20 protein-coding genes are annotated in these 19995 nt (G+C 64.5%); 9 read left to right on the top strand and 11 right to left on the bottom strand.

Annotated elements, in window-relative coordinates:
* Positions 1-120: 120 nt before the first annotated feature.
* Together H4V99_RS01980 and H4V99_RS01975 are read left to right on the top strand one after the other, a co-directional pair.
* Entirely contained in the window at positions 121-1137 is a 1017-nt protein-coding gene (locus tag H4V99_RS01980; RefSeq protein WP_280675060.1) for a LacI family DNA-binding transcriptional regulator, read from the top strand.
* Positions 1138-1211: 74 nt separating this feature from the next.
* Positions 1212-1700 carry a YajQ family cyclic di-GMP-binding protein gene (locus H4V99_RS01975; RefSeq protein WP_035838207.1) on the top strand — a complete coding sequence of 163 codons (489 nt, stop codon included), beginning with the start codon at positions 1212-1214 and terminating at the stop codon, positions 1698-1700.
* Positions 1701-1765: 65 nt separating this feature from the next.
* Here the strand turns inward: H4V99_RS01975 and H4V99_RS01970 are convergent, their stop codons facing one another.
* The 3 genes from H4V99_RS01970 to H4V99_RS01960 are packed head-to-tail and all read right to left on the bottom strand — an operon-like array spanning position 1766 to position 5034.
* A complete protein-coding gene (locus H4V99_RS01970; protein WP_280675057.1) occupies positions 1766-3172 on the bottom strand; it encodes an FAD-dependent oxidoreductase in 1407 nt (468 codons plus the stop codon).
* Positions 3173-3182: 10 nt separating this feature from the next.
* Entirely contained in the window at positions 3183-4253 is a 1071-nt protein-coding gene (locus H4V99_RS01965) for a polyprenyl synthetase family protein (RefSeq protein WP_280675055.1), read from the bottom strand.
* Positions 4254-4284: 31 nt separating this feature from the next.
* A complete protein-coding gene (locus tag H4V99_RS01960) occupies positions 4285-5034 on the bottom strand; it encodes a class I SAM-dependent methyltransferase (RefSeq protein ID WP_280675053.1) in 750 nt (249 codons plus the stop codon).
* Between the two features lie 64 nt (positions 5035-5098).
* Here H4V99_RS01960 and H4V99_RS01955 point away from each other — a divergent pair, with 64 nt between their 5' ends.
* A complete protein-coding gene (locus H4V99_RS01955; protein WP_280675051.1) occupies positions 5099-6331 on the top strand; it encodes an isochorismate synthase in 1233 nt (410 codons plus the stop codon).
* Between the two features lie 274 nt (positions 6332-6605).
* On the opposite strand, the gene menD is transcribed toward H4V99_RS01955, so the two are convergent.
* Positions 6606-8522: a 2-succinyl-5-enolpyruvyl-6-hydroxy-3-cyclohexene-1-carboxylic-acid synthase gene (gene menD / locus H4V99_RS01950; protein ID WP_280675049.1), complete on the bottom strand. Its 1917-nt coding sequence runs from the start codon at positions 8520-8522 to the stop codon at positions 6606-6608.
* A 60-nt stretch (positions 8523-8582) separates the two neighbouring features.
* Positions 8583-8972, bottom strand: coding sequence for a PLD nuclease N-terminal domain-containing protein (locus tag H4V99_RS01945; protein ID WP_280675047.1), 390 nt, complete (start codon positions 8970-8972; stop codon positions 8583-8585).
* A 175-nt stretch (positions 8973-9147) separates the two neighbouring features.
* On the opposite strand from H4V99_RS01945, the gene H4V99_RS01940 reads away from it, so the two are divergent.
* Positions 9148-9522 (top strand): DUF4229 domain-containing protein, encoded by a 375-nt coding sequence (locus H4V99_RS01940; RefSeq protein WP_280675045.1) that lies wholly within the window; start codon positions 9148-9150, stop codon positions 9520-9522.
* A 514-nt stretch (positions 9523-10036) separates the two neighbouring features.
* Here the strand turns inward: H4V99_RS01940 and H4V99_RS01935 are convergent.
* The 3 genes from H4V99_RS01935 to H4V99_RS01925 form a co-directional block, all read right to left on the bottom strand.
* Entirely contained in the window at positions 10037-10921 is an 885-nt protein-coding gene (locus H4V99_RS01935; protein ID WP_280679895.1) for a 1,4-dihydroxy-2-naphthoate polyprenyltransferase, read from the bottom strand.
* Between the two features lie 240 nt (positions 10922-11161).
* On the bottom strand, positions 11162-12319 hold the full coding sequence (locus tag H4V99_RS01930; RefSeq protein WP_280675043.1) for an AMP-binding protein: 1158 nt from the start codon (positions 12317-12319) through the stop codon (positions 11162-11164).
* A 14-nt stretch (positions 12320-12333) separates the two neighbouring features.
* On the bottom strand, positions 12334-13245 hold the full coding sequence (locus H4V99_RS01925; RefSeq protein WP_280675041.1) for a 1,4-dihydroxy-2-naphthoyl-CoA synthase: 912 nt from the start codon (positions 13243-13245) through the stop codon (positions 12334-12336).
* A 152-nt stretch (positions 13246-13397) separates the two neighbouring features.
* On the opposite strand from H4V99_RS01925, the gene H4V99_RS01920 reads away from it, so the two are divergent.
* From H4V99_RS01920 to H4V99_RS01900, 5 genes are all read left to right on the top strand, one after another.
* Entirely contained in the window at positions 13398-13679 is a 282-nt protein-coding gene (locus tag H4V99_RS01920) for a hypothetical protein (RefSeq protein ID WP_280675040.1), read from the top strand.
* Complete coding sequence (locus H4V99_RS01915; RefSeq protein ID WP_280675038.1) at positions 13676-14713, top strand: sigma-70 family RNA polymerase sigma factor; 1038 nt, start codon at positions 13676-13678, stop codon at positions 14711-14713. The genes H4V99_RS01920 and H4V99_RS01915 overlap by 4 nt, the downstream gene beginning before the upstream one ends.
* A gap of 50 nt (positions 14714-14763) precedes the next feature.
* On the top strand, positions 14764-15111 hold the full coding sequence (locus H4V99_RS01910) for an ATP-dependent DNA ligase (RefSeq protein ID WP_280675036.1): 348 nt from the start codon (positions 14764-14766) through the stop codon (positions 15109-15111).
* A gap of 67 nt (positions 15112-15178) precedes the next feature.
* A complete protein-coding gene (locus H4V99_RS01905; protein ID WP_280675034.1) occupies positions 15179-15439 on the top strand; it encodes a hypothetical protein in 261 nt (86 codons plus the stop codon).
* Positions 15440-15473: 34 nt separating this feature from the next.
* Complete coding sequence (locus H4V99_RS01900; RefSeq protein WP_280675032.1) at positions 15474-16454, top strand: o-succinylbenzoate synthase; 981 nt, start codon at positions 15474-15476, stop codon at positions 16452-16454.
* A gap of 79 nt (positions 16455-16533) precedes the next feature.
* Here H4V99_RS01900 and ccsB read toward each other — a convergent pair whose 3' ends face one another.
* Genes ccsB through H4V99_RS01885 form a run of 3 tightly spaced genes read right to left on the bottom strand, consistent with a single transcriptional unit; the run spans position 16534 to position 19993 of the window.
* Positions 16534-17493: a c-type cytochrome biogenesis protein CcsB gene (gene ccsB / locus H4V99_RS01895; RefSeq protein ID WP_280679893.1), complete on the bottom strand. Its 960-nt coding sequence runs from the start codon at positions 17491-17493 to the stop codon at positions 16534-16536.
* 51 nt (positions 17494-17544) lie between these two features.
* Complete coding sequence (locus tag H4V99_RS01890) at positions 17545-19248, bottom strand: cytochrome c biogenesis protein ResB (protein WP_280679891.1); 1704 nt, start codon at positions 19246-19248, stop codon at positions 17545-17547.
* Positions 19232-19993, bottom strand: a complete 762-nt coding sequence (locus tag H4V99_RS01885) for a cytochrome c biogenesis protein CcdA (RefSeq protein WP_280675030.1) — start codon at positions 19991-19993, stop codon at positions 19232-19234. Before H4V99_RS01885 ends, H4V99_RS01890 begins: the two co-directional genes overlap by 17 nt.
* Positions 19994-19995 lie beyond the last annotated feature (2 nt).

The raw sequence follows: 19995 nt of genomic DNA, 5'->3' as shown, positions 1-19995 counted from the left end.
ACGTGCTGACTTTAGAATACAAGACGAAGTGCCCCAGCGTGAAATCAGCGCCCACGAATCGGGGCATTCCCGCCTCGATATGATCAAGCACGTGCACTTTTTCCACTGATAAGGATCCCCATGGCCGGAATCGAGGACGTTGCCCGCCTCGCCGGTGTCTCCACCGCCACCGTCTCGCGCACTCTGAGCGGCAAAGGGCCGGTTTCGACCGCCACGCGGCTCAAGGTGGAGGCAGCCGCCGGAGACCTCGGCTACGTGGTCTCGGCGAGCGCATCGAGCCTAGCTTCGGGCCGCACCAGGAACATCGGTGTCGTTGTGCCGTTCCTCGGCGGCTGGTTTTTCTCCAGTGTCGTCGAGGGTGCCCAGCGTGCCCTGCTGCGCAACGGTTATGACCTCACCCTCTACAGCCTCTCGGGCGGCGGCGATGAGCGGGCCAGTGTCTTTGAACATTTTCTTCTGCGTCAGCGACTGGATGCCGTGATCGCCGTTTCGCTCGAGCTGACCGCCCACGAGGTGGATCGTTTGCACGCTGTGCGCAAGCCCCTGGTGGGCGTGGGCGGTCCCATCGGCGGAGTGCGAACGCTCATGATCGACGACGTGGCCGTGGCCCGGCTCGCCACGGAACATCTGCTCTCTCTCGGGCATACCCGCATCGGTCACGTGGGCGGGAGCAAAGAGTTTGATCTCGACTTTCACCTGCCAACGAACCGGCGCCTGGGCTATGAGGGCGCTCTCGAGGCGGCTGGTGTCTCGGTGACTATGGACCTCTTCGAGCCCGCGGACTTCACGATGCGCGGAGGCTATCAGGCGGCCCGCCGACTGCTGGAGCGCGACGCCGGGCGCCCCACGGCGATCTTCGCGGCGTCCGATGAGATGGCGATCGGGTGCATCCTTGCCGCCCGCGACCTGGGCTTGTCGGTGCCACGAGACGTGTCGGTGATCGGCATTGATGATCATGAGCTTGCCAACTTCTTCTCCCTCACCACCGTGGCGCAGTTTCCCGAGGCTCAGGGCGAGAAGGCCGTAGAGATACTGATGGAGCAGCTTCACCCGGGAAAACACGCCGTCGGTGACTTCACGCTGCCGATGCCGTTTGAACTCATGACCCGTTCCAGCACGGCTCACCCCGGGAGCTGACTTTCGCGGTCGGGCTCCCCTCTCGGTACCGGGATCCCCCTCCTGCCCGGGAAAGCGCCCAGTACGATGGGTCCATGGCAGATTCTACGTTCGACATCGTTAGCAAGGTGGACCCGATGGAGGTCGACAACGCCCTCAACCAGGCTCACAAAGAGGTCGCACAGCGGTATGACTTCAAGAATGTGGGAGCCTCAATCGCCATGAGCGGTGAAAAGGTGCTCATGAAAGCAAACACCGAGGAACGCGTAAAGGCCATCCTCGAGGTGTTCGAGGCCAAGCTGATCAAGCGCGGTATCTCTCTGCGCAGCCTTGACGCCGGTGAGCCGTTCGCGTCCGGCAAGGAATATCGCATCGAAACCTCGATGAAGGCCGGTATTGACCAGGAGAACGCGAAGAAGATCGGCAAGATCATTCGTGACGAGGGCCCGAAGGGCGTGAAGAGCCAGATTCAGGGCGACGAGCTACGGGTGAGTTCCAAAAGCCGTGACGATCTGCAAGCCGTGATGGCGCTGCTCAAGGGAAAAGACCTTGACGTCGCCCTGCAGTTTGTGAACTTCCGCTAAACCTCGGCTCCACACGACCGTCACATGGAGGTCGTCCCGCGAGACGGGACGACCTCCATCGCTGTTTAGCGGTCCGCCGACTGGGACGCAAACTCGCCGCGGGAGATGGCAACCATCTCGTCGCGCGGGACCACTTTCACCCGCAGACGACCGGCCGCCTCACCGAGGGCGAGTTCGTGCTGGTCGAGGTTGTGCCACCCGTCGATTCCGGTGTACTGCACGCCGCGTTCGTCGAGCAGGGCCACAATGCTCTCCTCCGAGGGCGCTGAGGGAAGCCACCAGTTGCCGAGGTCATTGATCAGGTGACGGATGGTCTCCATCGCATCAGACTTGGTGTGGCCAATGAGCCCCACCGGTCCCCGCTTGATCCATCCCGTGGTGTAGACGCCATACATCTGCTGGTTGAACAACCCACCGGTTCCAGCGGCGGGATCGCGACGCAGCACCTGTCCCTCGCGGTTCGGAATCACGCCCCGCTTCTTGTCGAAGGGCACGTCCGGAAGCTCGGACCCGAAGTAGCCCACCGCCCGGTAAACGGCCTGCACGGCAATCTCGCGGAACTCTCCGGTGCCCACCACGCCGCCTGCACCGTCGCTGGCCGTGCGCTCCCAGCGGAACGCTCCAACCCGGCCGGTACCGTCGTCGACGATCTCAATCGGCTTGGCAAAGAAATGCAGGTGCAGACGACGGCTCGCACTGCCCGTCTCGCGCTGTCGCCACTGCTGCAGCGTTTTATCGATCACGAAGACCTGCTTGTTGCTCGCCACGGCGTCGCGGGCGGCGTCGCTGTAATCGAAGTCCTCGTCGTAGACAATCATGTCCACGTCGCGCAGTTCACCCACCTCACGCAGTTCCAGCGGGGTGAATTTAACGGATGTGGGACCACGTCGGCCAAAGATATGAACGTCGGTCACCGGTGACGAATTGAGGCCCGCGTAGACATTCTCCGCAATCTCGGTCGAGAGCAGATCATCCGCGTGCTTGATGAGCATGCGCGACACGTCGAGGGCCACGTTGCCGTTGCCGATTACCGCGATCTCCTTGGCTTCCAGCGGCCAGGTACGCGGCACGTCGGGGTGCCCCGCAAACCAGCTGACGAAATCGGCGGCGCCATACGAACCGTCAAGGTCCATTCCGGGAATGTTCAGGTCGGCGTCTTGGGTGGCCCCGGTTGCGAAAACCACCGCGTTGTAGTGCTTTTTGAGGTCAGCGAGGGTCACGTCCACGCCGAAGCGCACGTTCCCGAAAATGCGAACATCGCCACTGTCGAGAACGCCGCGCAGAGCTGTCACGATTCCCTTGATGCGGGGGTGATCCGGCGCGACACCGTAGCGCACGAGCCCGTAGGGTGCCGGGAGGTGGTCAAAGAGGTCGATGGAGACCTCAAAGTTGCGTTCCGCTTTCAGCAGGATGTCTGCGGCGTAGATGCCGGCTGGTCCTGCCCCGACGATGGCCAATCGTAATTTGGTCACTGAGGCCTTTCTAACTTGATCGCTCGACGATGGTCTCGGCGAATCGGGTGAGCGCCTTCTTGACCGGCCCGGTGGGCAGAGGGGAGAGTGCGGCAACAGCGTCACGGGCCCATGAATGCGCCTCGGCCAGGGTTTCGGAGGTGACGGGGTGTTCCCGCAACGCGGTGATGGCTGAGTCCGCTGCCTCGGTGGCCACGCCGTTACTCGCCATCACGTCGCGTTCCAGACGGGCGAGAAGGTCCGTGTCGGCACCGTTCGTGGATGCCCGCTCACGCAGACGGAGCAGCGGGAGCGTCGCGACACCGGCACGCAGGTCCGTGCCCGGAACCTTGCCGGTTGCCTCCGGCTGCGGAGAGAGATCAAGAACATCGTCAATCAGCTGAAAGGCCACGCCGATCTTCTCACCAAAGGTCACCACGGGCTGCTCGTACTCGGCCGGTGCGTTGGAGAAGACGACCCCGGCCTGCGCCGCCGCAGCGATCAGAGAACCAGTCTTGTCGGCGAGCACCCCAATGTAGTGCTCCACCGGATCCTCGCCGGGGCGCACTCCCACCGTCTCCCGAAACTGGCCGAGGACCAGTCGTTCAAAGGTCGCCGCCTGCAAGCGGATGGCGCGCTCACCGAGACGAGCCATCAGCTGGCTTGCGCGGGCGAACAGCAGGTCTCCGGTGAGGATGGCAACGGAATTGCCCCAGACGGACTGGGCGCTGGGAACACCACGACGCTTGTCGGAATCGTCCATGACGTCATCGTGGTAAAGCGAGGCAAGGTGGGTGAGTTCAATCGCGCTGGCCGCGGTGATCACATCGGGAATGCCGCCCTCACCGAGGTGCGAGGTGAGCAGCGCCAACATGGGCCGCACGCGCTTGCCACCCGCGTTGAACAGGTACCGGGTCGTCGCATTGGCAATCTCATTGGCGTACACGAGTTCGCCAATGAGCGACGTCTCGATCTCCGCGATCCCTCGATCAATATTGTTGGCGAGGCCACGGTCTGCAGCGGTGGAGAAAATGCGCTCGCTCAGCCCGAGCTGACTCGTTACGGAGGGGCTGCGCCGCACCACGGGTGCTCTACGTTTCACTTTTTCGGCCTAACGAGGGGGGACAAAGAACTCAGGACACTGTTTCGGTAGCGGCGGGCTCGGTCGTCTCGAGCTGCGCAGTCGGCTTGATGCCGCGGTGCAGGGCGACAATACCGAGTGTGAGATTGCGGTACGCAACCTCGTCGTACCCCGCGTCGCGGAGCCATCCGCTCAGTGTGGCCTGCACAGGCCAGGCCTCAATCGATTCACCGAGGTAGTCGTACGCCTCGGCGTTGGATGAGGCCAGTCGCACGACGGCCGGCATCACGTGGTTGAGGTAGGCAAAATATCCGACGCGCACCGGGGTGACGGGCGGCGTGGAGAACTCGCATATGACAATGCGTCCACCGGGCTTGGTGACCCGGTAAAACTCGGCGAGCGCTTTCTGGGGCAGCACCACATTGCGCAGACCGAAACTGCTCGTGACGGCGTCGAACTCACCGTCCGCGAAGGGCAGTGCCGTGGCATCCGCTTGCACGAACTCGATGTTGGGATTGTCCGCGTGACGGGTGCGCCCTACCTCAATCATGCCGGCGGAAAAGTCGGCGGCCACAATGTGAGCGCCCGTGCGCGCGAGAGCGGCACTGGAGGTGCCTGTGCCGGCAGCAATGTCGAGGATGCGCTCGCCCGGCTTCGGGTTGACCGCGCGCGTGGTGGCGACGCGCCAGAGTGTCGCGTTACCCATGGACAACACAGCATTCGTGCGGTCGTAGTGCGCGGCGACCTCGTCGAACATGGCAGCCACCTGCGCGGGCCGTTTGGTGAGGTCTGCTCTATTCACTACACCAGTCTAGAACCCGCAGGTGTGAGCCAGATGGACACACGGGCGGGCGTAGTCTAATCACGTGAATGTGCAGGCCCTAACGGTCGAAACCTCCCCAATCCCCGATATCCGGCAGCTGGTCTTGCTCCTCGACCAACGCCAGCCCCTGCTGTGGATGCGCCGCAACCAGGGTCTTGCAGGTATTGGGTGCGCGCTGCGACTCGAATTCTCGGGCCCAACCCGAATGACGGATGCCGCCACCGCGTGGCAGGCCGTCGTCGCCGCCTCCACGGTGACCGATCCGCTGCAACGAACCGGCACCGGACTGCTGGCTTTTGGAGCGTTCGCGTTCGATGAGTCGTCGGCCGAGACGAGCGTGTTGATGGTGCCGGAGATCATTGTGGGGCGCGAGAACGGGCAGTGCTGGGTGACCCGCGTGTGGCCCACGGGTGGGACGAAGCCCACGCATCCGCTCTCCCTCGACCCGCTGGGCAACGAATACCGCATCTCGCTGCTGCCCGGGGAGCTTCCGCCGGCCGCCTATCGCAACGCCGTTGCCGAGGCGGTGACCCGGATTGGGTCGGAGCAGGTGAACAAGGTTGTTCTCGCCCGGGACCTCGTGGGGCGTCTGCCCGAGGAATCGGACCTGCGACGAGCGATCACCAAGCTTGCCCTCGGGTACCCGGACTGCTGGACCTACGCCGTCGACGGCCTGGTGGGGTCGAGCCCGGAAACGCTGATTCGCGCCAACCATGGCGAGGTGAATGCGCGGGTGCTGGCCGGCACCATCTCTCGCGGTGCCGATGCGGTGGCGGATACCGAGGCGGCTCTCACTCTCGCCACCTCCACCAAAGACGGTGACGAGCATGAATTCGCGGTGCAGAGTGTGCTCAAGTCGCTGCGGCCGCACACCTCGGTGCTCACCTCCAGCGAGATTCCGTTTACTGTGAAGTTGCCGAATCTTTGGCATCTGGCCACGGATGTCGAGGGAACGCTCAATGACGGCTCAACATCCCTGGACCTCATTGCCGCCCTGCACCCGACTGCGGCCGTGGCCGGCACTCCCACCGCGAGCGCGCAGGATCTGATTCGCGAGCTCGAACCCTTTGACCGTGGCCGCTACGCCGGTCCGGTCGGCTGGGTGGGCGCCGACGGAGATGGGGAGTGGGCGATCGCCCTGCGGTGCGCCCAGGTGAGCCGCACCGGGACCGTTACGGCATATGCCGGTTGCGGCATAGTGGCGGATTCCGACCCTGAGCACGAACTTGCCGAGACGAAGATGAAGTTTCGGCCGATCGTCGAGGCCTTCGGCTAGGTCTCTGGAGACGTTCGCACCTTCCGCGCGGTCACCGGCGGGCTTCGCACCCTCCCGGTTCCACGGAAGGTGCGAAAGCCGCTAGGCGGGCGTCCTCTGCGCCACCCCGGCAACCTTCGCACCCTCCCGGAGCCGCGCAAGGTGCGATAGCCGCCAGTTAAGCGTGCGGATGCCGCCGTACGGGCGTCGCGTGGACACCCCGGCAACCTTCGCACCCTCCCGGAGCACGGGAAGGTGCAAACGCCACTAGGCAGGCGCGGTGGCGGCCCGTGGCTCAGCGGGCGAGCGGAACCTCGACGATACTGGGGCCCGCCGGGGCGCCGGTGAGTGCCTGTTCGAGGTCGCTCCGCGTGGCTGCGAGCGTGTACTCCCAGCCGAACGCGGCTGCCAGAGCGGCGAGATCGGCCGTGCGCGGTGTGTACAGCACCCGGGTGAGGGCATCGGCCGGGGCGGTTCCAGCCACCTCGAGACCGTCAAAGATGGTGCCTCCGCCGTCGACGCCCACGATCACCTGCAGGCGCGGCGGGGTTTCGCCCGGTGCCAGCAGAAGCGAACTCACATCGTGAAAGAGGGTGATGTCCCCCAGCAGCAGCCGTGTCACACCGGCAGACGCGGGCGACTCGCCGTCGAAGCTGCCCTGACTGGCCAGCGCGATACCCATCGCCGTGGAAATCGTGCCGTCGATACCGGCCAGCCCGCGGTTGGAGTGCACCGCAATCTTCTTTCCGGGTACCCGCCGGTCGGCTTCACGAATGAGCCGAGAGGCGCCGAGAACGAGGCGATCGTGTGGCCACGAGGCTCGCCACACGGCATCCACAAGGAGCGGCCGGGTGAGAGGAGCGCGCAGGGCCGCCAGTTCCGCACGGGAAATCCCACGCTTATCTAGCGGAGTCGCCTCGGACTCGAGCTCTGCTGCCAGAAGGTGTCGGCTCGTCATGACCCAGCGTCCGAGCCATTCACGAGCCGCGGGCGTGCTGGCCGAAGCGACGGATGCCGCATCCGCTTCGACCGCACGAGCGAGCGTATGCACGGCGTGCGCCGGGTTGTACCACTCGAGGCCGGCCGGGGCCACGACGATGGTCTCGACATCGGCTCGGCCAATGAGCGCTGGGATCTCGCGGCTGAGGGTGGGGTGCCCGAAGACGATGACGCGTTCGATGAGGCCGCCCAGGTCGTCGGCGTGGAGAAGCTCTCGGTAGGTCACCACGAGATTCGGGCCGAACCGAGAACCACTGGAGACCTCGGCGAGCAGAGGCCACCCGCCCGCTCGTGCCAGCATCTCGGCCTGTGGGCCGGACCCGTGACCGGCGACCACCACGGTGCGCAGTCCCGGTTCGATGGACACGAGGCGGTGCACCTGCAACGGCTGCGGGTCGCGTGCCGCCTCGATGCGAGCGGCGGCTTCCGGAGTGCTGTCATCCTCGTCGTCGGGGGCCCAGGCTGCTCGGTCTGCCGCGTTCTCGAGTTCTTCCCGGGTGCGGCCATCGAGGTCGAGCGGGGACTGCACGCCGGGCTCGGCAGGCGGTGCTGTGGGCTCCGTTGCTACCGGGTGCGCCGTGGCCCCGGCCTGCGATGACGCTAGGACGCCCGTTCCCCCGGCAACAGCAGCGTCAACATCATCGAGCGTCACCGCCGCGGAGAGAGGCTCCCGAAAGGCGAGATTGAGCTGAACCGGCCCGGGGTTCTGGGTGAGGCGACCCATGGCGGCATCCAACGCCCGGCTTGCCAGTTGCCGCGCCACCGCGGCCTCGTCGGGTTCACCGGTTGGTGCGGGCACATCGAGGCAAAGGTGAGCGGCGACGCCGAAGATACCCGGCTGGACCGTGGTTTGGTTAGAGCGGATGCCGCGCAGTTCGCTCGGGCGGTCGGCCGTGAGAAGGATGAGCGGAACCCCGGAGTGGTGCGCTTCGAGCACCGCCGGGTGCAGGTTAGCCACGGCTGTTCCCGACGTCGTGATCACCAGCGCGGGCACGCCGGTCTCCACGGCGAGCCCCAGCGCGAGGAACCCCGAGCCGCGTTCATCGATGCGCACGTGGAGCCGAAGTCGGCCTAGCCGCTCCAGCTCCGCGCTCGCGAGGGCGAGCGCCTGCGAGCGCGCACCCGGGCTGAGCACCACGTGGCGCACACCGAGGCGCACGAACTCGTTCAGCAGCGCAAAGCTGAAGTCGGTGGCTGGACTTCCGCTGGGCATCGGCTCAGTCATGCCGCGGCTGAGCAACGGCTGGTGACCCGGAATGCTGCGGCAGCACGATCAGACGTCGCGGCGACCCGGCTGCTCACCCTCGCCCGGTTCGGGGGTCTTCTTATCAGTGGCGTCGGGGTTGTCAAGGTTGGCGAGATCTTCTTCGAGGCGGCGCAGGCGCTCACGATCGTCTTTGTCCACGTTGAGAGACCGGAGAAAATCAGGGTCATCATCGGGGGCGACGGTACGGAAGGATCGTCCGACCGGCGTGGTTCCGCGTCCGCGACCAACGAAGAGCCACAGCAGCGGCCCGATGAGCGGCACGAGAACGATGACAAGGATCCAGACCCAGCGCGGAAGACCACGTACGCGGTTTCTATCAAACAGGGCGCAATCCACGAGCGTGTAGACGGTCAGTATGAGGACGGCCAGTCCGAGTCCGATCAGCAGCTTGGGCATGACTCAAGTGTAATCCGGTGGCCGGGATGGCGCGACGCCACAACGCCCGACCAGCGTCTCATCAAGTATTTGTGTCCAATTTGGTATCTGATGGACACCCACATTTCCGCCTCGAAAATCCTCCAAATGCGGGCACGAGCAGTGCGCGCTCAGTTGCGCATCATATGCTGATGAGATGAAATCTGTACCGTCCTGGGTGTCGTATTCGGTCTATCGCGTGCTGTTATTTGCCGCTCCGCTGGCCATTTTGCTGGCGCTGGGAATCAAAGGGTGGATCGCCGCAGTGATCGCCACCATCATCGGCATGAGCCTTTCGTTCATCTTCCTGCGCAAGCCCCGCGAAAACGTTGCACGCGACCTGTATGCGGCGCGCCACCGAGACAAGCCCGTCATCACCGAAGATGCCGAGCTCGAAGACGCTGCCCTTGATCGCGTTGAAGCGGCCGGTGCGGCTGCTTCCGCAGCGGATGCCGCCCCTCGCCCCGAATCGGATGCACCTGATGACGCCCCCACCGCGCCGTCCACACCTGCACGGGACGTCACACCGTAAGTATCTGCCTGCGTTGTGACGGCGTGAGCGGGGGGTCTCGACAAGCTCGACCAGCGGGTTGGGGGGCCAATCAGCGGTGAGGGCTCAATCAGCGGTGGTGCCTCCAGAACGAGTGGGACTCCACCAACGAGTCGTGTCTGACCAGCAGTCAACGGCCCGTCCGGCGAGTGGGACTGGACGGACGAGTGCTGCTTGACGGTCGTGTGAAGGCCGGCGCGCCGAGTGAGGCTCGCAGGACGAATTGCGCTCGACCAGCGGGTGGGTGCGACATGCCTTCGTTGTGACGGCGCGAGCGGGGGTCTCGACAAGCTCGACCAGCGGGTCTGGCTCGACCAGCGGGTCTGGCTCGACCAGCGGGTCTGGCTCGACCAGCGGGCGGAGCTCGACCAGCGGTGCGGGCTCGACCAGCGGTGCGGGCTCGACCAGCGGGTGTGGATCGAACGGCAGGTGGGGCTTGCCCAGCGGTGCGGGCTCGACCAGCGAGTGCAGGCTCGACCAGCGGGTGGGGCGACGGTTAGAGGGCGAAGGCCAACGCCAGCAGCACGCCGTAGGCCAGAGCCGCGAGGCTCGTGAGCTTCAGCGCGAGAATGAGTTCGCCGGCCGTTCGCCCGGTAACGGTAATGATGCACGCAGGAAGCGCGAGCAGCAGAACGAACAAGGTGAGAAAACCGAGCGGGTAGAAGAGCGCAAAGAACCCGGCAATCACAAAGGGCACCAGCAGGAACACGCAGAACGCCACGCGACCCCAGATGGGGCCGATCAGCACCGCAAGCGTGCGCTTCCCGGCGGTCTTGTCGGGGACGATGTCCCGCAGGTTGTTGACCATGAGCACGGCGCAGGCAATCAGCCCGATGGCGATTCCGCTGAGCCAGCTCTCGAGGTTGATGCGTCCCACCTGCACGTAAGTGGTTCCCATGGTGGCAACGAGTCCGAAGAACACGAAGACGAATAACTCCCCGAGGCCGAAGTAGCCATAGGGCTTCTTGCCTCCGGTGTACAGCCACGCAGCTCCGATAGCGACAACGCCCACCAGAAGCAACCACCAGTACTGAGTGAGAATCACGAGCAGGAGACCCGCAACCGCTGCGAGCCCGAAGAACGCCAGGGCCACGGTGAGAACAGTGCGCGGTTTTGCTGCCCCGGCACCGGTGAGTCGCGCCGGACCGATCCGAAACTTATCAGTACCCCGGATGCCGTCGGAATAGTCGTTCGCGTAGTTCACACCAACCTGGAGAAACAGGGCTACGAGCAGCGCCAGCAGTGCCCGAACGGGGTGGTACACCCCGGGATCGCTCGCCACAATGGCAGCGCCGGTTCCGAGGGCGACGGGCGCAATGGCGAGCGGCAGGGTGCGGAGGCGCGCTCCGGAGATCCAATCGGCCGCGGAGGCCGGCTTCACCGTGGCATGACCCCCGTAGGCCGGATTGTTGCGTTTGGCAGGGTTCCCTGACTTGCCGGTGGTCTTGGCTTTCGGCTTCGCGTCGCAACTCGGCGCACCGGTCGCCCCGCGCTCGTTGGTCGAGCCGGTCGAGATCCCCGCAGGGTTCATCCGCTGTTGTCTGGGCCGCACGGGCCGCGCTCCATTTGCCACGACTTCATAATATCCTCTGGGCAGCTGCGACTTCAGTGTTGCCGCGGGTCAGTCGCGCACGGTCACCTGCGCCGCGAGGGCTCGCCGGTCGGGTTTTCCCGATGCGAGCATGGGAATGACCGCAACGGCAACGAAGCGGGCGGGCCGAGCCGCTCGCCCGAGCGCCGCGCCCACGGCCTCGGCTGCGTCCGCCCGGGTGCCCGAACTTGGTGGGTGCGCGGAGACCACCACGGGCACCTGGCCCCATTCCCTGTTGTCCTCACCCAGAACAACGGCGTCTCCGAGGCCAGGCAGAGCGCGCACGATTGCCTCAACCGCGTCAAGCGACACCTTCACGCCGCCGGAAATGATCACGTTGTCGGCCCGCCCCAGCACGCGCACCTCGCCCGTTGCCGAGTCAACCTCACCGAGGTCCCCCGTGGCATACCAGCGCACGCCGTGCACGTCGAGAAAACGTTCGGCTGTGCGCTCTGGGTCATCGAGATATCCGTCAGCGAGCACGGCGCCCGTCAGCTGCAACTGGCCGTCAACCACTCGCGCGCCGGTGTTGCCGATCGGAATACCGTTGTAGACGCATCCGCCACTCGTCTCCGAGGAACCGTAGGTGCGCACGACGCGCACACCCAGGTGATCGGCCTGCGTCATGATCTCGGGCCGAATCGCCTGCCCGCCAACGAGAATGGCCGTGAACCGTCGCAATACCGCGAGAATCCGCGGGTCATCGGCAGCATCGAGAAGACGCGCCAGCTGCACCGGCACGAGCGACACGTAGCGCAGCGGCTCGGTCATGGTCTCGGCGTAGGCGGCGAAGTCGTGCGGCTCCACGTGCCCGAGCGGCAGCACCACGGGCGTGGTCTCGGCCGCTATCGACCGCACGAGCACCTGCAGCCCGGCCACATAGTGCGTGGGCAGTGCGAGCAACCACTGGCCCGGACCGCCCAGCGCGTCCGCCGACGCCGCAGCACTGGCCAGCAACGCGTCGGTGCTGAGCATCACGCGCTTGGGCGCATCCGTCGACCCCGAGGTCTCGATCACCGCGGCCACGCGCCGCGGGACCGTACCCATGCTTCTCTGTTCAGCGGATGCCTCACTCGGCAACACCGCGTCCCCCCGCCCGGCGAGGGCCTCGCGCAGCAGGGCCATGAGCTCCCGTGGGTCAACGGCTTCAGGTCCGTTCACCGGGATGAGGCGCAGGGGTCGAGGCATGTCGCTGCGAGCGCTCAGTACTGCCAGGGAAATGGCGCCCAGTCGGGTTCGCGCTTCTCGAGGAACGCATCGCGCCCTTCCACGGCCTCGTCCGTGCCGTAGGCCAGGCGCGTGGCCTCTCCGGCAAACACCTGCTGACCCACCAACCCATCGTCAACGGCATTGAACGCGAATTTCAGCATCCGGATGGCCGTGGGCGACTTCGTGAGAATTTCCCGTCCCCAGTCCAGGGCGGTGGCCTCGAGCTCGGCGTGCGGCACGACCGCGTTGATCGCACCCATCTCCAGTGCCCGCTGAGCCGAGTATTCGCGGGCCAGGAAGAACACTTCCCGTGCCGCCTTCTGCCCCACCTGACGCGCGAAGTAGGCGCTCCCGTAACCGGCGTCGAAGGAGCCGACATCGGCATCCGTCTGCTTGAATTTGCCGTGTTCGGCACTGGCGATGCTGAGGTCACACACCACGTGCAGGGAGTGCCCGCCGCCGGCTGCCCAACCCGGGATCACCGCGATAACGACCTTGGGCATGAAGCGGATGAGACGCTGCACTTCAAGAATATGCAGGCGGCCGCCCCTGGCCTTGTCGATGCCCGCGGAGGTGTCGCCGTCGGAATACTTGTAACCGTCGCGACCGCGAATGCGTTGGTCCCCGCCCGAGCAGAAAGCCCAGCCGCCGTCCTTGGCACTCGGACCGTTTCCGGTGAGCAGAACCACGCCGATTCGGGAGTTGAGGCGGGCGTCCTCGAGCGCGGCGTAGAGCTCGTCAACCGTGTGCGGACGGAAGGCATTTCGAACCTCCGGACGGTTGAAGGCGATGCGGGCAATGCGCCCCGTCAGATCGTGGTGGTAGGTCACATCCGTGAGGGATTCAAAGCCGGCAACGTCGGTCCACTGGCTGGCATCAAAGATTTCGGACACCTGTTTTGTCATGTGGCCAGCCTACTTGCCCCTCGAAAAGAGACAGCTGCGTCTAGCCCACAGATAGGAGTATTTAATGCCTCGAGAAACGCGAAGTCAACCCCTTGAAGGACGTAATCTTCGCGGGTCTAATTATGTTCTGGAAACGACCAGGAGGCAGTGAAATGGCCCACAAACCTGAAGACATCCTTCAGCACAACCCCACCGAACTTGCCCTCACCGAACTCTCCCCAACCGAATGGCGTGTCAGCGACGCGGCATGCCCCGAAGGTGACCCGTCCGCGCTCCTGGGATTCATCCAGCGGATTGGTCCCGCCTACGAGGTCACCAACCTCGGCAGACTGCACGAACGTAGCTATTTTCTCTCCTTCGACCGCGCGACAGCGAGCCTGTCAACGGTTCCACTCACGTCCCCGTCCCCCGTGAACCGAAAGATGCTGTCATGACCGTCATTGTCGATGAAACGAGCACAATTCCTCCCACCACCACTCGCCCGCTCAGTCGCGCGGCCGCCACGGCTGCCCGTGCCGCGACCGCACAGTACAGCGGAGCCTCAACGGATGCCTTCGGCGATTACCTGCGCCGAATCGGCAAGGGGCGCCTCCTCACCGCCGAGGAAGAAGTTGACCTCGCCCGCCGTATCGAAGTGGGCCTGTTCGCCGGAGCCAGGCTCGTGGGAATGCCCATCGGGCAGGGCTCGGAGGGCGACGCTGTCGTTCCCGTCAACGCTGTCGAGCGCCGCGAGCTGACCTGGCTTGTGCACGACGGGCGTCGCGCCAAGAACCAGTTCATTGAGGCGAACCTGCGCCTGGTGGTGAGTATTGCCAAGCACTACTCCGGGCGAGGCGTTCCCATCATGGACCTCGTGCAGGACGGCAATATGGGTCTTGTGCGAGCCGTGGAGAAATATGACTTCATGACCGGATACAAGTTCTCCACGTACGCCACGTGGTGGATCCGGCAGGCCATCCATCGTGGGATGGCCGACAAGTCCCGAATGATCAGAATTCCGGTGCACACCGCCGAGAAGCTCAACAAGATCAAGCGCATTCGCCGGGACCTCACCAGCGTGCTCGACCGAGAGCCCACACCACGCGAAATTGGTGATGCGGCCCAGATACCCGTCCGGGACGTTCTCCGTCTCCTGCAATACGACAACGAGCCCATCTCCCTGCACACCCCGGTGGGTGATGGCGCGGGAGACATGGCCGAGCTGATCATCGATGATGACCTCCCTCAGCCCGACGAATATGCCACACTGGCGCTGCGCGCCGCCGACATCCGCTTCTTTCTGGACACCCTGCCCATTCGTGAACAGTCAATTCTGCGAGCTCGCTTCGGGCTTGATGGTGACGAGCCCCGCACCCTTGACCAGATCGCACACATTGAGGGGGTCACCCGCGAGCGTGTTCGTCAGATTGAGAAGCGTGCTTTGGCCCTCCTACACGTGCCACGTCTGGAGCACTATTTGACGGATTAACGGCCAGATTCGGCGTAGGGTACGGGCAACTGATTCATGGGAATGGTGAAATGGGAAAATTGACCTATAATTCCTCGCTGACGGCGGACTTTGATGATCGTGTTCTGGCCCACATTCAGGTGGTTATCGGTGCGAAATTGCGTCGCGGCGAGTCGTTCTACTTCAGCTGGCGTGACGACCCCAAATCGGGTGACGGTCGCAGCGCCATCTGGATACACCCCGGCATTCCGATCGCCTACAAGTATTTCGGGAGCCGGTCACCGAGCCTGAACCGCGAATGGATCGAAGCGCTCATGGCCACGGCAAACTCCTCCGGCGGCCTGCAGATCGTGGCCGAGCCGCGTCCCCTGGTAATTGTGCCGCCTTCGCTGGAGGGTGAAATCGCCCACCCCGCCTAACTCCCGAACGACCAAAAACCCCTACCCACACCGCCACACACACCAAGAATCAACGCGAAGAGGAACCATGACCCGCATCGACATTGTGTATGACAACCGGCCCTACTCCCTTGCTGACGGTTCGCTGGAATCTCTTCAGCTGGAAATTGACACCGCTCTGACGAGCGGGGTCCCCTACTGGCTGCAGGTGAATTCCGGCGAGGGGCGCTATGAAGATGCCTACCTGCTGATCGCCCCGGGGATTCCCATCGTCGTTGCGAGCACGCGGGAGAACGGTGTAGGGACACAGCTGGAATCGGAAGAATCGTTTATCCCGGACGGCTTGTGACGGAACGCACACCGGCGACTGGCACACTGGAGGGATGAAGCCCTCACTGCACGAGTTGCTCGAATCCGCACGCGTTGTCTCCCTGCCCGTGGTTGCCCGTTTTCGGGGTATCGACGTGCGAGAGGCGATTCTGGTCGAAGGACCGCAGGGGTGGACCGAATTCTCACCCTTCGTTGAATACGATGACGCAGAATCCGTCGACTGGTTGCGTGCCACCATCGATTTTGGTTGGAACGAGGCTCCGCACGCCCTGCGCACGAGCATCCCCGTGAACGCCACGATTCCCGCCGTCGGCCCCGACGAGGTTGCCGCCGTCCTCGCGCGCTTCCCCGGATGCCGGACCGCGAAGATCAAGGTGGGGGGTCTTGATCAGACCCTTGAGGACGACATCGCCCGGGTCAAGATGGTGCGCACGCTGCTCGGACCGGAAGGACGCATCCGCATCGATGCGAACGGGCTCTGGACCGTGGACGAGGCCGAGAAAGCCATCCACGCGCTCAACGCCTTCGACCTGGAGTACGTCGAGCAGCCGTGTGCGAGCGTGGCCGAGCTCGCCGAGATTCGGGACCGCACCGCGTATCTCGGCGTGCCCATTGCCGCCGACGAGAGTGTGCGAAAGACGGGCGACCCGCTTGCGGTAGCCCGGGCCGGTGCCGCCGACATTCTGGTGATCAAGGCGCAGCCCCTCGGTGGCATCCGCGCCGCGTTGTCGATCATTGGTCAGACCGGTTTGCCCGTGGTGGTCTCGAGCGCCCTCGACACCTCGATCGGTATCTCCATGGGAGCTCACCTGGCCTCAGCCGTGCCCGGTCTCTACTTCGATTGCGGCCTCGGTACCGCCTCATTGCTGCTCGGTGACGTAACGACGGAGCCGCTGGTGCCGGTCAACGGTGCCATCGAGGTGCGCCGGATCACGCCCGACCCGGCCCTCCTCGAAACGTATGCCGCCACACCGGAGCGCCGCGACTGGTGGCTCGCGCGTCTCGAGCGCACCTACGCTCTGCTCGAGGCCTAACACCGGCACACGCACAACAGAAAAGGACGTGATTTCCGCCAGGCGGAGATCACGTCCTTTTTATGTGCGAACCGCGTCTTTACAGGCCGCTGTAGGAGTGCAGGCCCTTGAAGAACACGTTCACGATGCCGAAGTTGAACATCACGGCACCGAAGCCGATGATGGCCAGCCAGGCGGACCGCGATCCACGCCAGCCGCGTGTTGCACGGGCGTGAATGTAACCGGCGTAGATCACCCAGATGATGAAGGTCCACACTTCCTTGGTGTCCCAACCCCAGTACCGGCCCCAGGCCTTCTCGGCCCACACCGAACCGGCCATGAGCGTGAACGTCCAGAGAATGAACCCAATGATATTCACCCGGTAGGCGAGGTTCTCTAGGGTGGTCGCGGAGGGAAGAGTGGCGAGAAAGCGCAGTCGCACGCTCTTCGCGTCGGCCACGAGGCTCTCGCGTTGAAACTGCAGCAGTTGAACGGTTGAGAGCGCGAAGCCGATGGCGAAAAAGCCCGTTCCGAGGGACGCCACAAACACGTGAATAACGAGCCACGCCGACTGCAGAGCCGGCGGAAGCGGTGCAACCTCCACATAGAACTGCAGCGCGGCAATACCGAGCAGCACCAGCACCAGGCCCGTGACGAACGTGCCCAGGAAGCGGAGGTCCAGCCGGGTGAGCACAATCAGGTACACCGTGACGATGAGCAGAGTGCCGGTCATGGCGAACTCGTACATGTTGGCCCACGGCACCCGCTCGGCCGCGATACCGCGCATCATGGTGGCCGCGAAGTGCAGGGCCCAGGCCAGGATCGTGAGTGACACACCGATCCGCAGGCTCGCCGATCGCCCGTACGGGCTGGCCGCATCGTTGTCCATGCGGGCACTGAGCCGGGTGAGAGTGGTGGTGCGGCCCGAGCCGCCGACCGACGTCGACGTGCCGCGCGCGGCATCCGCCTGGTCGTTCAGTGCTGTTTGGGCGTCAACGGATGCACTGCGCTTGGCGAGGTCGATGGCGAACGCGATGAACGCGACCGCGTAAATAGCCATCGCCGAGTACAGGCTGATGATGGAGAGCTCATTGAGATTCACGATGTAAGCCTAGGTCGGTTTGGGTGTCGGGTCGACATCCGGGTTGGGGGTGAACTGCGCCGCATGCTTGTCGGCGAGGGCCGTCACGGCGGCTTCCAGGGCCGGATCATCACCGCGGGCGAGGGCGGCATATTCGAGGCGCAGGGTGCCATCCGCCTGCTCACTCGCCTTCACCCATACCCGGCGTCGAGGCACGAAGAGGCTGGTCAGAAGGCCAAGCAGAATGAGAACGGCGAACAGAAGCACCCATCCCTGAGTGGGATCGTGGTGAACGTCGAAGGACGCGAACCGCGGAACCGACGTGGAAAAGTCGTTGGCCGCGGCGTTCGGGCTGGCGCTGTCGAACGTGACGGTGCCGAGACCGTTGGGCAGATTCACGGTTTGGCCGGGCATGAGTTCGAGGGATTTCACCCCGGTATCACCGCCCGTGAGTGAGGTCATCGTGTCGGTATCGAGAGCGTAGACGGATGTGGGCACTCCCGCATCGAGACCGAGGTCACCCGTGAAGACCCGCAGGGTGAGCACCGGATACGCCAAGTCAGGGAAGGAGGAAAAGTATGACCCCGACGCCGATTCGGCCTGCGTGGGATAGAGGAACCCGATCATGCCGAGTTGTTCCGCCAGACCATCGGGCACCTTCACGACACCGAGTGACGTGAGGTTGGAGTCCTGCGGGAGGAAGGGAACCGAGTCGGTGAACACGGCCTTACCGGTGGGGTCCTTCACCGTGATGGTGGGCGCGTAACCGTTGCCGAGCAGGAAGATGTCGGTGCCACCGGTGCGCAGTGGACCGTTGACCTTGACCACACCGGGCGTGGCGGCCTCGCCGGGATTGGTGACACTCACATCAGCGGTGAAATCCAGCGGTTGCCCGTAGGCCTTGAGGTTGGCCTCTTCGTACTTCACGGTGAAGTCGTTGAGGGTCAGCTTGTAGGCCTCGAGGTTGGAGTCGTCGAAGAACCGCCCCGGGTTGAACGAGTCATAAGCAAGCAGGGTGTTGACGAACGTTTGCCCCTCCACGAGCACACGCTGGCCGCTGAAACCGAACCCGCCGCCAAAGCCCACGGTGATGAGAATGCCCACCAGTGCCGAGTGGAACACGAGGTTCCCGGTCTCACGCAGGTAGCCACGCTCGGCCGAGACCGAGAACTCGGCAGGCTGGCCCGCCCTGCCCGGCTGGTCAAAGAGCGCCGTGCGATAACCGCTGGATTTCAGGAGCGCTCGGGCCGAGGTGACGGCCTCCGCGGCATCCGTCCCTTGAGGTGCGGTGCGCACGGTGAAACCGGCCAACCGCGCGAGGCGCACCGGGGTTGCCGGCGGCTGGGCTCGGAGGGCAAGAAAGTGGTGTTTCGTGCGCGGAATGACGCAGCCGATGAGGGAGACAAACAGCAGAATGTAGATGGCCGAGAACCAGGCCGACGAGTAGACGTCAAAGGCCTGAATCTTGTCCAGCACGGGCGCGAGGTCGGGGTTATCGGTGAAGTACTGCGTGACACCGTTCGGGTCCGCGGCGCGCTGGGGCACCAGCGATCCGGGCACGGCGGCGATGGCGAGCAGCAACAGCAGGAACAGGGCGGTGCGCATGCTCGTGAGCTGACGCCAGAACCAGCGAAGCCAGCCGATGACGCCGAGCTTGGGCTGCACAATCCCATCGCCAGCGGATGCGGGGGCGGCGGCGGGAGCGGAATCGTAGTGGTCAGATGGCCGGGACAAAGTTGCCAATCACCCCTTGCAGGTCGAGGAGCCACGCGCTCCAGATGCCGCTCACCATGAGCACGCCGATAACGATGAGCAGAACCCCACCGAACAGGTTGATCGCACGGATGTGGCGTTTGAGAAAAGCAACGCTGCCGGTGGCCCAGTTGAAGCCCAGAGCAATGAGGAGAAAAGGGATGCCGAGGCCCAGCGCGTAGAAGAGTGCCAGGAGACCACCCTGCCAGGGTGAGCCGGTACTGAGGCTGAGCGAGTTGATGGCGGTCAGCGTCGGACCGGTGCACGGGGTCCAGCCCACGGCAAAGACGGCACCGAGCATCGGGGCGCCAGCCAGACCCATCTTCGGTCGCCACGTGGCCTTGACCGTGCGTTGCATCACGCCGAACTGTCCCACGAAGACCAGGCCCAGCAGGATCACCACGGCTCCGGCGACCCGCGTGATCAGGTCGCGATACTGATTGAGCCAGAAACCGGCCGCACCAAACACCACGCCGGTGAGCACGAACACCACGGTGAACCCGAGGATGAAGAGGCCCACTCCCAGCAGCAGCCGGCGCCGCCCTCGGCGGTCACCCTTAGCGGCACTGGTACTGCCATCGGCGAAGCCGCCAATGTAGGCGAGGTACCCCGGCACGAGCGGCAGGATGCAGGGTGAGGCAAACGACACGAGTCCGGCAAGGATTGCAATCGGAATCGCGAAAAGGAGTTGGCCGCTGAAGACAATCTCGCCGAAGGGATTTCCCACGC

The sequence above is a fragment of the Cryobacterium sp. CG_9.6 genome (assembly GCF_029893365.1).
Taxonomy (GTDB): Bacteria; Actinomycetota; Actinomycetes; order Actinomycetales; family Microbacteriaceae; genus Cryobacterium.
Note: the sequence above shows the minus strand (reverse complement) of the source record. Positions and strands in the feature narration are given on the sequence as shown.